A 14,832-nucleotide genomic window follows, 5' to 3' on the forward strand; every position below is an offset into this window, starting at 1 on the left:
GTTCTGTGTATGTCCCGTGAGATGTGAGCGGCGTAAGATACACTGAAAGCCTGGGTTCCAGAGTGTATTCAGTGATGTTGCTTGTGCACAATTAGTGAATGAAAGTTCCGACCTTCGGAAAGGCCAAAAATTGAAACGTTTGATAGTACATATTGGTTGGGAAAAAACGGGTACAACATCACTTCAAGCCTTTATGAGCAATAATTGTGACAAACTTGAAAACGTTGGAGTCCACTACCCTAATGACCGCCACTTGACGTTTGTTCAAGGCAATGGGCATTTCCCGCTGGCCGGAGCTCTGATGAACCAGAACAAACAAAGGGAATTCATCGCGGAACATAAGAAAATTGATGGACAAGTTATACTTTCCGATTTTGCTTCTCATCTAAAAGTTGTCAATAAAACCACAGTGATTTCTTGCGAGCATCTTTCCAGCAGAGTGGGCTCTGAGAATGAAATTAAGCTGTTGAAAGATAGCATTGATGCCACGGGCTACGAGGTAAAAGTTGTTTGCTATATTCGTGATCCGGTGAGTTTAGCCAAATCATCGCATTCTACGGCAGTCAAAGTCAGTAAGCGCGACAAACTAAACTGGGATCGCGTAGACCCGCAGAATGAGTACTTTAATCCAGTTCACCGGCTTCGTAGGTGGGCCGAGGTTTTTGGAAAAGAAAATGTAACTGTACGGGAATACCTGCCTAGCAAATTGGTCGGCGGAGATATTTGCTCTGATTTTTGTGAATTGATCGGTGTCGACTCTCAAGATTTTGCAATTCCAGATCGGCTTAATACTGCTCTTTCTCTAGATCACTTGGAAATATTGCGTCGTTGTAATTTTTTCTTGCCAACGCCTGCCGAAGATATGGCATCTTGGCGAAAGAGTAATACTACGAGAGCAATATTGAGAAAGGTCAGGCCGGATAGAGAAAACGTTGAGCTGAGTCACCTCATACCAGTTGGGGTATTAGATAGATTCTCAAAGGCTTGTGACGAAATTGAAAGTGAATTTTTGCCGGAAGGGCTGTCTGAAAACTGGCGTAGAACAAAGCAGCCACTAGAAAACGAATCCGACAAAGATCTGCCGGAAACTGCCTCGGAACTGGAAAGTCTTTCAGCGGAATGGTTAGTTTGCCTCGCGAAAAAAACTCAGGAGCTTCAGCAGGAGCGGGACAAGGCTATTTCCGAGCGGGACAAGGCTATTTCCGAGCGTGACCAAGCAAGAAGGCACCCTTGGGTGTATTTCAAGCACGCCGCAAAATTGCGTTTCCGGCAAAAATAGTGACCCAAAGTCGACTTGGAAATGGATTGGATTGTGTGCCGCAATCCTCACTGAACTCGGTGGCTATTTGGGTGTCAGATCTTGATCTCGCTGCATAGCAACGCACGCTGTGTTGCGTTGTGCCTTTTGGTGCATCTTTCGATAGTCGACTCAACGGCAACACACGTATTTCATGTGATTGAACGCGCTTAGTGGCAGTGGAATTCAGTGCTTTGATTAGTCGAATTGGTGGTGCAAAGCGCTGCGTTTGCACCACAGATGTGTCGGGAGTTCGAAACTCTCATCGCCCGTCATCTACCCTTCAAACTCAAGCAGAAATGCCAGCCTGACCAAACCCGGCCAAAAGAAAGTTGGCAATTACCCAGCGCATCTATCGCGAATAAAACCCTTCACGAAGCTCTTGCCGCAAGCGCAAACGCTCGGGGTATTCCTTCAAAAACTGTTCGGGTGGTTTGCCTTCCCAAACTTGCGCGTAAACCCGCATCTTGTTTCCGCCGTAGATCTTTGCAAGATCTTCATTTGAATAGCCGCGCGCCCAAAGATCGTCCGTTATCGCCGCAAGGATTTTGGCAAGTTCACCGTTACCAGTTGCCCCTTTGTTGAAGGCGTCGATCATATAGCCGCCGTCATCGTACATGCTCGCGTTTGCAGTTGCGAACTGTACGACTAATTCCAGCGAAAACATGTCGTCCGTTGCGATTCCAACATGGTCGACGCCGACAAGCTGGACATAGTAATCAATCATATCAGCGGCCTGCTCGGGTGAGATATCCTCGGGCCAAACGCCGTCCATCATCCATTCTGTGAACGTCGGGGAAACGTAGCCACCAGACTTGGCCGCGCGCAGCGCCTCATCATCGGGAATGGCGCGATAACACCCTTTTGGCGTCGCATTGGGCCCATTCGCATACAACCCTGCAGGAACCGAGTGCGTGTAGACATAGGGCACCCCGGGGTAGTTCTCATCCATGTAATCCATGGCGTCATTGGCCGTTTTCGAACCCGTATGGCTTAGGTCGAGCAGTATGCCAAACCTGACCATTTCATCAATAACTGACTTCCCCCACGGGGTCAGACCAATGTCGCGACCGTATAGGCCGCCAACTGCCCAGAACCAGTCCGGAAAATGTCATTGTAAGCCAGGATCATACTTTTGATCCCCATATCCTTGAGCACTGCCATCTTCCTCAGGTCGCCGTCCAGAATCGTGGCCGTTTGGCTGTTCCAAATAACCGCTGTTTTGCCCTGTATGTGGGCAGCTTCAATGTCGCGGGTTTCATTCACGATGAGGTAGTTTTCCGGTTGCTGGGCCATTGCAGCACGGAAGTGGTAATGTTGATCAAGAAAGGTGTCGAAAGACATATCCGCAGCAGCCAGCGTCATCTCATGCCCAGTGATGCCGTTTTCCCGCGCACGCGCGAAGTAAGTGTGAAGCTGCTCGTCTTCGGTCCAGCCAGTGCCATAGGGGCTGGCCAACATGCCGAGGACAATTGTGTCCTGCACAAACTGCTTCGCCTCTTCTGACGCCTCCCACGTCTTGCTTTCCTCGCTCGCATGTAACGCGCCGGCAAAAGTGATCGCTATGGCGCTTACGGCCAATAGGGTCTTCATGACAGAGCCTCCTCAGTTGATTTGTTTTGCCGCCGCATGAACACCCCTCAGAAAACGATCCGGGTTCTGAGGCCGAACAGCGTGATGCTGTCCTGAGTGGGGTTCAGCAGCGGGTTGGAAATGAACTGCACCGATGGTGTGATCTGAAACCCCGGTGAGATTGAAAAACGGTAGAAAGCTTCAAGCGTGAACTGTGTCCCGTCGATGCCCCTGGCTTCGGCCCAGTTCAGGCCAAGACCGGCCAGATCGGTATTGCGACCATAATACCCCAGACCGACAGATATCGACCGATCGTAAAGAGCTGCCGTTCCTTTTGAGGCCCCCGCCCGAAAGAACGGCATCCACTTGTTGTCGACAAACCAGGCCGCAGAAAACGCCGCGCCATAGTCTTCCGCTCGGCTGCCATCGTCAGCCGCATCTGCATGCCAGAGGGTCAGATGGACATTGTCGAAATAGATACGATCAAAGCCGGAAGTGTACCCAAGTTCGAGTGATTTGAAGAGATTGCCGTCGCTGAACACATCGAAATTAGGGTCAGACGGGTCGGCGTTCGCGTCTGAAACGCTCGCTACGGCATAGACAGTCTCGCTAAGCTTCAAACCACCCGCAATTCCCAATCCTTGATTGGGTGTATTGATCGTCGGGTTGGTGTTGAATGACAGGTTCTGGAATCCGCTGTAGGGACTGACCAGCCCATAGATGTCCACGAAGTCCGTGACGTCAATCTGCCCGACTTGCAGCGTCCACGCGCCGTTCGCAGCCCTTTGGGTCCAGAACAGGTTTGTCAGCAGTAGTCCATTATCATTAAAGGCTGTGCCCGTGATCGAAAGCGCTCCACCATCCAGCCCAAGGAACTGCGGGGCCACATCGGTATAGCTGTGCCGGTCTTCAATCTTGAATGTCAGAGAACCCAGTTCAGTTGCCTGCCAGTTGCCGTAGAACCGAGCAATTCCGCTGGCCGCTTCGCCGGTGCCCAGATCAGCATTCGTGGTTTGGCCCAACGCCAAGTAATCAATGTTGAAACGAAACCCGCCCTCAGCCAGTCGGTCCTTCCACCCGAACCAACCTGGCGCGATGTTACGCGGAAAATCCGATCTGTATTGCGGATCGGTCAGGCCGTCGCCGGGCTCAAGATCAGCCCCAACAGAAGAAGGTCCGGAAAGCCCTTGCGCCGATACCGCGCCAGCAGATGCAATTACCGATGCAGCAAGCAGGTTTCTTATCATTCGGACGCTCTTGCCCCGCCCGTCTTGCGATTGCCCGCCGCGCGAATGCGATCAGCAGCACGCTGTTTCCACTCCAGCCTGTCTGTCTCGGTTTCCAGCGTTTCAACACTGTCCGTTTCAAGCTGGAAGGTCGCGTTCATGGGCATAACGCCGTCCACGACCATCATGTTTTGAACAGACGGATCAATGGTCAGCGTTCCCGTCAATCGTACGGGTTCATGGAAATAGCTGGGGGTCCAATCCTCATTTAAACGCACGCGGATCATCTGGTTGGGAGGCGGCGGAGGCATGTGACTGCACATCCCGCGTTCCGGCACCAGATACGCCACAGGTCGCCCGTCGGGATCGCTGGGGGCTGGAATAGCAAAGCCCGCGACAGTGATTGTCTGGCCGTCTAACTGCGGATTTCCGTTCGTCCCGGCCTTTCTTCGACGCTCCATCACAACTTCACGCTGATCGAGCAGCCAGTCGATATCAATTTCATCTGCGGCCAAAGCGTCCTCGGTCTCAGCCAGCAGTTCTTGCCATTTCTGCCGTTCTTCTTCGCTGCCATGATCCTGCTGCAGCCTGCCGCGCAGTCGTACAACAAACAGAACATCGTCGAACTGTTCAGGGCTGAGATCGCGATAAGGGTCTTCAAAGATCTGCGCGGACGGGTCTGGAAGATCCGCCCAATCCAACGCGACCCCAGGCGCTGCAAAAGTGGGCGGGGCACACCACACCAACCCTGCGATGACCGCGATGCAAAACCAATGACGCATGAATACTCTCCGGCTGCGCTTTTAACTATTCCAGCGTGTTCTTGTATATCACACCATCCTTCATAATCAGACGGATCGTTTCAGGGCTGTCCGGTCTCGGGTCCGCTCCAAACCACTGATCACCGGTTCCAACGACCGAAAAATCCTCTAGCGGGTTTCCGTCGATCAACAGGATATCAGCATAAGCGCCTTCTTCGATCACTCCAAGCTTTCCAGCCGTATAAGGGTTCATGAAATCGCCCGACAAAGCAACGACTTCACCACCTGTCGAGGTCAGCGTCACCATCGAAGTATACGGACCGAAAAACTCATTGTTCAGGTGTTTCTCGTAGGCAATCTGGATGTTACATGCTTCCACCGAGCCAACACAGTCCGTCTGGAACCCTCGCTTCACCGGGCATTCCTTCATATTGTCGATGTAGCCCGCAAATGTGGCCGAGGCGGATTTTGCTTTGGCAAGGCTGGACGGGACGTTTGCCACCGCAGGAATATCAAGCAAACCGGGATCGAAGGCCGTCAGGTTCGTGGTTATGTAGGCCCCTTTTTCGTTCATGACCTGAGCGATTTCACAATCGAACGAGAAACCATGTTCGATCGACATCACGCCTGCATCAAGCGCATTCAGGATTGCTTCTTTCCGATACGAATGCGCCATGACATAGCTGCCGTATTCATTTGCGACTTGAACAGCTGCTTTGATTTCCTCTGGTGATCCAGCCAGCAGTTGCCATGGATCAAAAGCCGAAACCACGCCACCGGATTGCATGAATTTCAACTGCGTTGCACCCATTCGAAAGTTGTTGCGCGCGTATTTATAAACGTCATCGACACCGCTAATCTCTTGCGCCAAGTTCAGACGGCTCATGTTCGTTTCAGAGCCCGGTGGTGCAGTGAAATTGGCGAAGTCTGCGTGGCCACCCCGTGTTCCGATAAATGCTCCGGAAGGATAGTACCGGGGGCCGTCGATTTGCCCTGCGTCAATGGCCCTTCGCAGCCCACCATTGGCACCACCCGCATCCCTCACAGTGGTGAACCCCTGCATGAGATACATCTCAGCCATCCGTGCACCGTGAATGGCGAAATCTTCCCACGTCGTGTTGGCTTCCATCGCCGGCAGCGTAGGCCCCATAAGCATGAGATGCGCATGCAGCTCAATAAATCCGGGCGTCAGTGTCCGTCCTCCACCGTCAATAACCGTAGCATTAGGAGCATCGATCGCGTCGGTTGAAACGGACTTGATCAGGTTACCTTCGACCAGAACACTGGCGTTTTCCATGCGCTGCTCATTCACGCCATCGAAGACATGGACGTTGGTAAACAGCGTTTGTGGTACTTCTTGATCCTGAGCCTGCGTAGCCGCCGAAAAAGTAAGGACTGACGCGACAATTGCAGTCGAGAAAAGCGACATTCGTAGACCGGACATAAGCACTCCCTTCATATTCATGTTTCCCTAACTGTAGAACGGAAATCTTTGCTCCGGTTGCCATTTTTGCATTAAGATGTTCGAATATGATTGATAAAGTGGCCACTGCTTGAACATGACTTCCGCGAAAGGAGGATGAGCTTGCCTCTCAACTCCACCTCTCAAGAGCACAACGAGGGCTTTATCCGCCTCGCCTTGGCAGCCCCGTTCTTGCAATATCTCACTGACCGCGGGATCAATCCTCAACCCGCGCTGGATCAGGTCGGGCTGAAAGCCGAGTTGCTGTCTGACCCATCTGTCTATGTCCATTCAGATTTGGTCTATGGATTGTTGAATGCCTTCTCCGAATTGTCCGGGGACCGGTATCTTGGGCTGAATGTCGGCGAAACATTTGACCTGCAAGGGTGGCCCCCTTTCGCGCAGTCCCTGCAATCAACCACGACATTGTTCGAGTTCTTTGCCCGTTTCGTTGGGCTTGTACCACAGGAAACAAACTCGGTACGACACAGCCTTGTCGTTGAAGCCAACAAGGCCACGTATCGGATCGAAAGACAACAGGAACCCGCTGTTCCGCCCGTTCAAGTCACCGGTTTTGGGGCCGCCATCTACGTGCGCTTGTTGCAAACCGTAGTTGGAAACGCCTGGGACCCAACGCGGGTACGGTGGGAAAGCAGATATATCAATGGCCTGCCGCTTGGCTACAAGGGGATCGAGGTCAGCCTTGGAACTGATCCCGGAATGCACGTGAGTTTTCCAGTGGACTGGTTGTTCCTGAACCATGTCTCAGTCCAGACTGCCGCGCCGGCGCCCTCGGCCCGTCATGACGAAGAAGTAACGGTAGTGGCTGCATTAAGATCCGTCTTACGCGACAAGCTGGACGAAACCGACTTAGGGCCACAGGTGGTCGCTGGACTGCTGGGTATACCGCCGGAGCGGTTTCTAAAAGCCCTTCAGCAGCAAAGTACAACGCTGCCGCGCGAGATGAAACGGTTGCGCATTGATGTGGCAAAAGAACATCTCCGCCGGGACACAATGACAATTGCAGAGATTGGTCTCTCGCTTGGTTACTCGGACAAGTCCCACTTTACCCGCTTTTTCCGAGGCCAGACAGGCACAACACCAACACAATACAGACTTGGACAAAAAGAATTGTGAACGCGCCCGAGGCAGAGACGGCAGGGGGCTACCGTTCCAAAGAAAACTTGCGGCTAAGGTCTTTGAATACAGAAAAAAACCTGCACCTGGCCATCTTCCCGCGCCATAAGATTACCCCGTCCGCTACCACAAAAAAGAGGCGCGATCACCCCAAAGACGCCACCTTTTCACTGCATATGCCACCGCCTGGAAAAGCGATGGCACAGCTCAGGCGGTTAATCAGTAATCCGCTTGTGGCGGTTCAAAAAAACACGAACAGCTTGGGCTATCCGCACTTGGAATGCCCGCAACTGCGGCAGGTCATGCAACCCTCGATCATCACCATGTCATACTGACCGCAGGACGGGCAGGCCTTGCCGCGTGGTGCATCCATGTTGACCACCTGCGCCTGAGGGTCGGATTTCAATCCCATTCCCTCACCTTCGAGGAAGCCGATATTGATCATGTGCTGCTCGATCACACCGCCAATCGCCGCCAAAATGGACGGGATGTATTTCCCTTGCACCCAGGCCCCGCCACGCGGGTCGAACACGGCTTTCAGCTCTTCAACCACAAAGGACACATCCCCACCGCGACGGAACACGGCCGAGATCATCCGCGTCAGTGCAAGCGTCCAGGCATAATGCTCCATGTTCTTCGAGTTGATGAACACCTCGAAGGGGCGGCGGCGACCTCCGATGACGATATCGTTGATGGTCAGATAAATCGCGTGCTCGCTGTCGGGCCATTTCAGTTTGTATGTGGACCCTTCCAACGCCTGCGGACGGTCCAGCGGTTCAGACATGTAAATCACGTCTCCGCCATCAACCTCATGCGGTGCATCTGCGCTTTCTCCGGGCGCTTTGTCGTCGCTTTCCGAAACGGTCAGGACCGAGCCGGTCACATCATTCGGGCGATAGGTTGTGCAGCCTTTACAGCCCTGATCCCAAGCCTGCATGTAGACGTCTTTAAAGGCATCAAAGCTGATATCCTCGGGGCAGTTGATCGTCTTGGAAATCGAACTGTCGATCCATTTCTGCGCCGCCGCCTGCATCTTGACGTGATCGGACGGAGACAAAGTTTGCGCGTTGACGAAATAGTCCGGCAGTTCTGTGTCACCGAACTTGTCGCGCCACATCTGCACCGCGTAATCCACGACCTCTTCTTCGGTCCGCGAACCGTCTTTCTGCAACACCTTGCGCGTGTAGGCATAGGCAAAGACCGGTTCGATTCCCGACGACACATTGCCCGCGTACAAAGAGATCGTCCCAGTCGGCGCAATCGAGGTCAGAAGCGCGTTGCGGATGCCGTGTTCGCGGATCGCATCACGCACATCCTCGTCCATCTGAAGCATCGTGCCGCTGGCCAGATATTTCTCGGCGTTGAACAGGGGGAACGCCCCTTTTTCCTTCGCCAAGTCGACCGACGCCAGATACGCGGCGCGGGCGATTGCGTGCAACCAGCGCTCGGTCTGACGCGCCGCCTCGTCCGAGCCATAGCGCAAGCCCAGCATCAGCAGTGCATCCGCCAGACCGGTTACGCCAAGACCGATGCGACGCTTGTCCTGGGCCTCGGCCTCTTGCTCGACCAGCGGAAATTTCGAGGCATCCACCACGTTGTCCATCATCCGAACAGCGGTGGCGACAAGCTTTTGCAAAGCCTCCTCGTCCAGATGGGCTGCGTCCTCAAACGGGTCCGCGACCAGCCGCGCCAAGTTGATCGAGCCCAACAGACACGCGCCATAAGGTGGCAGAGGTTGCTCGCCACACGGGTTGGTGGCGGCGATGGTCTCAACGTAGCTGAGGTTGTTGGCCTGATTGATGCGGTCGATGAAAATCACGCCCGGCTCGGCATAGTCATAGGTCGCCTGCATGATCTTGTTCCACAGATCACGCGCCTGAACGGTGTGATAGACCTTGTCGTCAAACACCAGCTCCCACGGGCCATCGGCCTTGACGGCCTCCATAAACGGGTCCGTCACCAAGACAGACATGTTGAACATGCGCAGACGGGCCGGATCGGACTTTGCGGTGATGAACTGTTCGATATCGGGATGGTCGCAGCGCATGGTCGCCATCATCGCCCCGCGGCGTGATCCTGCGGACATGATCGTGCGGCACATCGCATCCCACACATCCATGAAACTCAGCGGGCCCGAGGCATCCGCTGCAACGCCTTTGACGTCGGCACCACGTGGTCGGATGGTCGAGAAATCATACCCGATCCCACCGCCCTGCTGCATGGTCAGCGCGGCCTCTTTCAACATGTCGAAAATACCGCCCATGCTGTCGGGCACTGTGCCCATGACGAAGCAGTTGAACAGAGTCACCTGCCGCGCGGTACCCGCGCCCGCCGTGATCCGCCCCGCAGGCAGGTATTTGAAGTCCTCTAGCGCCTGATAGAACTCTTCTTCCCAATGAGCAGGGTCCTTTTCGACCCGCGCCAGATCGCGGGCAATACGCCGCCAACTGTCTTCGACCGTCTGATCGATGGGTGTGCCGTCCGCTTGTTTAAAGCGGTATTTCATGTCCCAGATCTGCTCGGCGATGGGGGCGGCAAAGCGGCTCATTGGTGATTCCCTGTTCTGAAAGAGGTATCCAGAGTACCCTAAATCACACCCAGACCACAACACCTTGATGACTGCGTACGACGAGCTACAATATAAAGATCGGCCTTGGGACGACTCTGTGGGAAAACTGTGGATAAGTACGTAAACCTCATAAAACTGTCGGTCGGATCGGAAAACGTCGACACACTGATGGCCTGGCAAGACAGCAGAAAGCCCCTGTATCAGGACGGCTGTCCGCGTCATGTGACCCGCATGTGGCCCAAGCGTGAGGCAGAGATTCTGAATGGCGGCTCGATCTATTGGGTGATCAAAGGCGTGATCCAGTGTCGTCAGCGCATCCTGCGATTGGATGAGGTGATCGGAGAGGACGGCATCCGCCGGTGTGCCATTGTGCTAGACCCCGAGGTCCATCGGACTCAGAACGCCCTGAAGCGCCCGTTTCAGGGATGGCGTTATCTCAAGCCTGAGGACACACCAGCTGATTTGCCCAAAAACCGCGAGCAGGACGATGCCCTGCCCGATGATTTGAACCGCGCGCTGGCAGAGATAGGCGTGCTTTAACGCAGCCGATCCAGCAGGTCAGACAGAACCGCCTTCTCTGCAGCGTCGTACTTCGCAACCCGGCTACGCCACAGCGTGGCCTGCGATTGCAGGATCAGACCGTCAGACAGGATCTTCAGGTGGTTGGCCCGCAGCGTTTCGCCGGTCGAGGTGATATCGGCGATCGCCTCTGCGGTTTCGTTCATCACCGTGCCTTCTGTCGCGCCCTGGCTATCGACCAGCGTGTAATCCGCGACGCCTGAATCGGTCAGGAACTCGCGCACCAGCCGGTGATACTTGGTCGCAATCCGAAGGCGGTGGCCATGGGTTTTGCGAAACGCCGCCGCCGCGGCATCAAGATCATCAAGCGTATCAACGTCCACCCAGCAGGCCGGCGTTGCAATGATCAGATCCGCCTTGCCGAAGCCCAGCTGCGAGATCTCTTCCAACTGCTGTTCCCAACGCGGCAGTTTCTCGTGCACCAGATCAATACCGGTGACACCCAGATGAATCCGCCCCGCCGCCAGTTCGCGCGGGATTTCTCCGGCAGACAGCAGAACCAGCGAGACCCCATCGATCCCTTCGACCTTGCCTGCATATTCCCGGTCTGATCCGCTGCGGGACAAAGCAATGCCGCGCTTTTCGAACCACGAGAAGGTCTTTTCCATCAACCGCCCCTTCGAGGGCACGCCCAGTTTAAGGCTCATTGCGCGCCCTCCTCGATCTCCAGCATCAAGTCGGGCCGCAGCACGCCCCCAACGGCCGGGATTTCGGCCCCGTTGCCCAGTTGCCGGGTCAGCGCATCATAACGCCCGCCGGTCGCGATCGGAGGCAGATCGGGTCGGCCTTCGGCGTAAAAACCGAAAACGAACCCGTCGTAATATTCCATCGAGGTCCGGCCATAGGCGGCCTCGAAATCCAAGCGCGCGACGTCGACACCACGCGCCTGCAACGCAGCCACGCGGGCCTCCAGCCGGTCCAGCGCCGGCGTGATCTGCGGCAAATCCACAGCCACGTCGCGCAGTTGTTCCAACGCAAAGGGCATGGTCTCGCGTACATTCAGCAGCGTTTCCAGGCCGACAAGCTCACTATCAGAAATCGGCGGGGTCTCACGATCCTCGCGCAAAGCTTCGATACGCGCCTCGATTTCCGAGGCCCGACGTTTTCCGATCATAGGTGCGTCAAACACCATCGGTTCGGTGGCGTTCAGCAGATCAGACCGCAACTCGGGCTCTGGCGTTCGGCCCGCATAGCGGTCCAGCAAAACACGGAACCGGCGTGGCCGCCACAGATGGCGCATCAGCGCGGCCTTGCGACGTTCGGTCGTGCGCAACCCGGCCACAGCGGCCGTCAGGATACCAATATCCCCGGTGGCCGCACGCAACGGCAAGCCGCGCAGTTGCAGCGCAAAAAGCGAGAAGACCTCGGCATCGGCCCCGGCAGGATCGTTCCGGTCGAACACCTCATAGCCAACCTGAATGTATTCATTGGCCCGGTCCGGGTCGTGTTCCTGCCGCCTGAAAACCTCACCCGAATAGGTATAGCGCGCGGGCTCGGCCCCATCGCTCATGTGCATCTGCACCACTGGCAAAGTGAAATCCGGGCGCAGCATCTGTTCGCCGCGCAGGGCGTCCGACGTAACGTAGGCGCGGGCGCGGATGTCTTCTCCGTACAGATCCAGCAGAGTCTCTGCCGGCTGCAACAGGGGCGTATCCACGACCTGAGCGCCAGCCGCCTCAAACCGGACACGCATCATTGCGGCGCGGGCCTGTATCTGGGAACGGTTGGGCATGGGTCAGTCCTGACTGTCCAAGATTTCGCGCACCTTCGCGACCAGATCACCGCGTGGCACTTCGAACTGGCTCGGGCGTTCTTTCCACTCCTCCAGCGTCGCGCTTTCGGCAATCTTCGCGCCCAGAATCAGATCCTTGATCTGCACGATACCACCCGCCTTTTCGTCACCGCCTTCGATCACCGCAATCGGAGAGTTCCGCTTGTCCGCGTATTTCAGCTGATTGCCGAAATTCTTGGGATTGCCCAGGTAGACCTCGGCGCGAATGCCAGCATTGCGCAGTTCCGCCACCATGGCCTGATAGTCGGCCATACGGTCGCGATCCATCACGGTGACAACCACAGGCCCCTGAGCCTGCGCGCCGATCCGGCCTTTTTCGCGCAACGCGGCCAGCAGACGGTCAACGCCTATCGAGATACCGGTCGCAGGTACTTCCTGCCCGGTGAAGCGTTTGACCAGATCGTCATAGCGACCACCGCCAGAGACAGACCCGAATTGTCGCTTGCGGCCTTTCTCGTCGAAAATCTCAAAGGTGAGTTCAGCCTCATAGACCGGCCCAGTGTAATAACCCAGACCACGCACGACCGAAGGGTCAATCTCGATCCGGTCCGAACCATAGCCACCTGCATCCAGCAGCGCGCCAATCTGTTCCAACTCGGCGATGCCATCCGCGCCGATCTTGCTGTTGCCCACAGCGGCGCGCAGGTTGGCCAGCGTCCCAGCAGTATCCGCAGCCTTTGAGGTCAAAAACGCAATCACGGGCTCGGCCTGATCGTCGCTCAGACCCACGCCGTCGATAAACGCACCTGAGGCATCCAACCGGCCCTTGGTCAGCAACTCACGCACACCAGCCTGACCCACCTTATCGAACTTGTCGATGGTGCGCAGAACGTTGTCGCGCGCGGCGGCGTCCTCGCCCAGACCCATCGCCTCCAACACGCCGTTCAGAACCTTGCGGTTGTTGACCCGGACCAGATAGTCGCCACGCGGAATACCTACAGTCTCGAGCGTGTCCGACAGCATCGCACAGATTTCAGCGTCTGCAGCCATCGAGGCCGTGCCGACCGTATCCGCGTCGCACTGATAAAACTGACGATAGCGCCCCGGCCCCGGCTTTTCGTTGCGCCAGACCGGACCCATCGCATAACGGCGATAGGGCGTCGGCAGATCGTTGCGGTGTTGTGCGTAGACGCGGGCCAACGGAGCGGTCAGGTCGTAGCGCAGGGCCATCCAATCGCCATTGCCGCCCTCGTCAAACTCCTGCCAGGCAAAGACGCCTTCGTTTGGGCGATCCACGTCGGGCAGGAACTTGCCCAGCGCCTCGACTGTCTCAACCGCGCTGCTTTCCAAGGCGTCAAACCCGTAACGATGATAGACACCCGCAATTGTCCGCAGCATCTCGGTGCGCTGCGTGACTTCCTCGCCGAAATAGTCGCGGAACCCTTTTGGCGTTACGGCCTTGGGGCGGGGCTGTTTCTTGGGCTTAGCCATGTGGGGCGTCCTCGGGAGTGTCCTTGTTCCGCGCGCGGTCTATCCCATGGCCCGCATCGGGGCAAGGCGCGCTTTCTCTGGCCATGGCGGCACAGGGTCGCTATGACCGGCGCATCAAGGAGAGCCCCATGCAGCATCTGGAAGAGCAGATCGCCCATCTGACCCGTACCGTGGAAGAACTGAACACGGTTGTGACCACGCAACAGTCCGAGATCGATCGCCTGACGCGTCGGGTCGAAATGCTGTTGCAACGCGAAGCAGAGCGCGCGCAAGAAGGTTCAGGCGGCGTTGTCTTTGGTGACGAACGACCGCCGCACTACTAAAATCCTACAGTCCCAGCGTCGTCTTGACGGCGTTGTCCACGACACCACCCAAAAGCGCGTTTTCATCACCGGCGCAGCCGTCTTTCAAAGCTGCCAAAAAAGTTTCGCGCAGCGCGGCCTTATCCTCATCCGACGCGGCATGTGCCTCGATATCGACCTGACGGTTGTACAGCGACAGGGCCGTCATTTTACCAACAACCTCCAGAATGTATTCTTCGTTCCCGTCGGCTTCTTCAATGACCGAGGTACAAGTGTGATACATAAGCGGCAGCGCTTCTTGCATCATCTGTTCAGCCTCTTCGTCGGCGAAAGCCATCCCGGGGATTGTGAAGATTCCGGCGGCGACAATCACTTTAAGCGAGTTAAAACGCATCTTTTTGCTCCTCCACTCACTTGGAATTTGCGCCAATCAGCGCACCAGCCACCGCGCCTGCGGCGGCGCCCTTGCCGTCACCAATCAAGGCACCGACACCCGCGCCGATTACAGCGCCCTTGATCGTGTTTTCTTTTTTCTTGTCATCCGCCAAGCTGGCTGAGGCTGAAACCAAAGCCAGCGACGCAGCGGCACCAAATACAACTTTTCTTAACGTGAGACCTGCAATCGCCATATCAACGCCCTCCCGTAGCATGACTTAAAGACATCTCTGTCAGTTCAGCCTACCCAGACGCCAACTATCTGGCAA

Annotated in this window: 15 protein-coding genes; 4 read left to right on the forward strand and 11 right to left on the reverse strand. The window is 55.9% G+C overall.

Features of this window, described 5'->3' with window-relative positions; all coding sequences use genetic code 11:
* Positions 1-130: 130 nt before the first annotated feature.
* Positions 131-1,279, forward strand: coding sequence for a hypothetical protein (locus GS630_RS15385; RefSeq protein WP_171620912.1), 1,149 nt, complete (start codon positions 131-133; stop codon positions 1,277-1,279).
* A 370-nt stretch (positions 1,280-1,649) separates the two neighbouring features.
* On the opposite strand, the gene GS630_RS22270 is transcribed toward GS630_RS15385, so the two are convergent.
* Genes GS630_RS22270 through GS630_RS15405 form a run of 5 tightly spaced genes read right to left on the reverse strand, consistent with a single transcriptional unit; the run spans position 1,650 to position 6,315 of the window.
* Complete coding sequence (locus tag GS630_RS22270; protein ID WP_216599820.1) at positions 1,650-2,321, reverse strand: membrane dipeptidase; 672 nt, start codon at positions 2,319-2,321, stop codon at positions 1,650-1,652.
* A 29-nt stretch (positions 2,322-2,350) separates the two neighbouring features.
* Positions 2,351-2,890: a membrane dipeptidase gene (locus tag GS630_RS22275; RefSeq protein ID WP_216599817.1), complete on the reverse strand. Its 540-nt coding sequence runs from the start codon at positions 2,888-2,890 to the stop codon at positions 2,351-2,353.
* 47 nt (positions 2,891-2,937) lie between these two features.
* Positions 2,938-4,116 carry a carbohydrate porin gene (locus GS630_RS15395; RefSeq protein WP_171239141.1) on the reverse strand — a complete coding sequence of 393 codons (1,179 nt, stop codon included), beginning with the start codon at positions 4,114-4,116 and terminating at the stop codon, positions 2,938-2,940.
* A complete protein-coding gene (locus GS630_RS15400) occupies positions 4,113-4,877 on the reverse strand; it encodes a DUF3299 domain-containing protein (RefSeq protein WP_171179386.1) in 765 nt (254 codons plus the stop codon). The genes GS630_RS15395 and GS630_RS15400 overlap by 4 nt, the downstream gene beginning before the upstream one ends.
* 25 nt (positions 4,878-4,902) lie before the next feature.
* A complete protein-coding gene (locus GS630_RS15405; protein ID WP_253285920.1) occupies positions 4,903-6,315 on the reverse strand; it encodes an amidohydrolase family protein in 1,413 nt (470 codons plus the stop codon).
* A gap of 126 nt (positions 6,316-6,441) precedes the next feature.
* Here GS630_RS15405 and GS630_RS15410 point away from each other — a divergent pair, with 126 nt between their 5' ends.
* A complete protein-coding gene (locus GS630_RS15410; protein ID WP_171620914.1) occupies positions 6,442-7,455 on the forward strand; it encodes an AraC family transcriptional regulator in 1,014 nt (337 codons plus the stop codon).
* Between the two features lie 265 nt (positions 7,456-7,720).
* Here GS630_RS15410 and GS630_RS15415 read toward each other — a convergent pair whose 3' ends face one another.
* Complete coding sequence (locus GS630_RS15415; RefSeq protein WP_171620915.1) at positions 7,721-10,003, reverse strand: adenosylcobalamin-dependent ribonucleoside-diphosphate reductase; 2,283 nt, start codon at positions 10,001-10,003, stop codon at positions 7,721-7,723.
* 129 nt (positions 10,004-10,132) lie between these two features.
* Here GS630_RS15415 and GS630_RS15420 point away from each other — a divergent pair, with 129 nt between their 5' ends.
* Positions 10,133-10,564, forward strand: coding sequence for a DUF1489 domain-containing protein (locus GS630_RS15420; protein WP_171179377.1), 432 nt, complete (start codon positions 10,133-10,135; stop codon positions 10,562-10,564).
* Here GS630_RS15420 and hisG read toward each other — a convergent pair.
* Genes hisG through hisS form a run of 3 tightly spaced genes read right to left on the reverse strand, consistent with a single transcriptional unit; the run spans position 10,561 to position 13,826 of the window.
* Positions 10,561-11,250 (reverse strand): ATP phosphoribosyltransferase, encoded by a 690-nt coding sequence (hisG, locus tag GS630_RS15425; protein ID WP_171179375.1) that lies wholly within the window; start codon positions 11,248-11,250, stop codon positions 10,561-10,563. The genes GS630_RS15420 and hisG overlap by 4 nt on opposite strands.
* Positions 11,247-12,335: an ATP phosphoribosyltransferase regulatory subunit gene (locus tag GS630_RS15430; protein WP_171179373.1), complete on the reverse strand. Its 1,089-nt coding sequence runs from the start codon at positions 12,333-12,335 to the stop codon at positions 11,247-11,249. The genes hisG and GS630_RS15430 overlap by 4 nt, the downstream gene beginning before the upstream one ends.
* Before the next feature lie 3 nt (positions 12,336-12,338).
* Positions 12,339-13,826 carry a histidine--tRNA ligase gene (gene hisS, locus GS630_RS15435; RefSeq protein ID WP_171712117.1) on the reverse strand — a complete coding sequence of 496 codons (1,488 nt, stop codon included), beginning with the start codon at positions 13,824-13,826 and terminating at the stop codon, positions 12,339-12,341.
* A 128-nt stretch (positions 13,827-13,954) separates the two neighbouring features.
* On the opposite strand from hisS, the gene GS630_RS15440 reads away from it, so the two are divergent.
* Complete coding sequence (locus GS630_RS15440; RefSeq protein WP_170352274.1) at positions 13,955-14,149, forward strand: SlyX family protein; 195 nt, start codon at positions 13,955-13,957, stop codon at positions 14,147-14,149.
* 4 nt (positions 14,150-14,153) lie between these two features.
* On the opposite strand, the gene GS630_RS15445 is transcribed toward GS630_RS15440, so the two are convergent.
* A complete protein-coding gene (locus tag GS630_RS15445; RefSeq protein WP_171179368.1) occupies positions 14,154-14,522 on the reverse strand; it encodes a hypothetical protein in 369 nt (122 codons plus the stop codon).
* Between the two features lie 16 nt (positions 14,523-14,538).
* Positions 14,539-14,757 carry a hypothetical protein gene (locus tag GS630_RS15450; RefSeq protein ID WP_171179453.1) on the reverse strand — a complete coding sequence of 73 codons (219 nt, stop codon included), beginning with the start codon at positions 14,755-14,757 and terminating at the stop codon, positions 14,539-14,541.
* Between the last annotated feature and the right edge of the window lie 75 nt (positions 14,758-14,832).

This window comes from Ruegeria sp. HKCCD7303, assembly GCF_013111185.1.
Classification (GTDB): Bacteria; Pseudomonadota; Alphaproteobacteria; order Rhodobacterales; family Rhodobacteraceae; genus Ruegeria.

Coding starts and splice junctions, on each gene's coding strand:
- GS630_RS15440 (WP_170352274.1), top strand. CDS start 13,955: ATGCAGCATCTGGAAGAGCAGATCGCCCATCTGACCCGTACCGTGGAA.
- hisS (WP_171712117.1), bottom strand. CDS start 13,826: ATGGCTAAGCCCAAGAAACAGCCCCGCCCCAAGGCCGTAACGCCAAAA.
- GS630_RS15400 (WP_171179386.1), bottom strand. CDS start 4,877: ATGCGTCATTGGTTTTGCATCGCGGTCATCGCAGGGTTGGTGTGGTGT.
- GS630_RS15430 (WP_171179373.1), bottom strand. CDS start 12,335: ATGCCCAACCGTTCCCAGATACAGGCCCGCGCCGCAATGATGCGTGTC.
- GS630_RS22270 (WP_216599820.1), bottom strand. CDS start 2,321: ATGGTCAGGTTTGGCATACTGCTCGACCTAAGCCATACGGGTTCGAAA.
- GS630_RS15450 (WP_171179453.1), bottom strand. CDS start 14,757: ATGGCGATTGCAGGTCTCACGTTAAGAAAAGTTGTATTTGGTGCCGCT.
- GS630_RS15415 (WP_171620915.1), bottom strand. CDS start 10,003: ATGAGCCGCTTTGCCGCCCCCATCGCCGAGCAGATCTGGGACATGAAA.
- hisG (WP_171179375.1), bottom strand. CDS start 11,250: ATGAGCCTTAAACTGGGCGTGCCCTCGAAGGGGCGGTTGATGGAAAAG.
- GS630_RS22275 (WP_216599817.1), bottom strand. CDS start 2,890: ATGAAGACCCTATTGGCCGTAAGCGCCATAGCGATCACTTTTGCCGGC.
- GS630_RS15445 (WP_171179368.1), bottom strand. CDS start 14,522: ATGCGTTTTAACTCGCTTAAAGTGATTGTCGCCGCCGGAATCTTCACA.
- GS630_RS15405 (WP_253285920.1), bottom strand. CDS start 6,315: ATGAAGGGAGTGCTTATGTCCGGTCTACGAATGTCGCTTTTCTCGACT.
- GS630_RS15395 (WP_171239141.1), bottom strand. CDS start 4,116: ATGATAAGAAACCTGCTTGCTGCATCGGTAATTGCATCTGCTGGCGCG.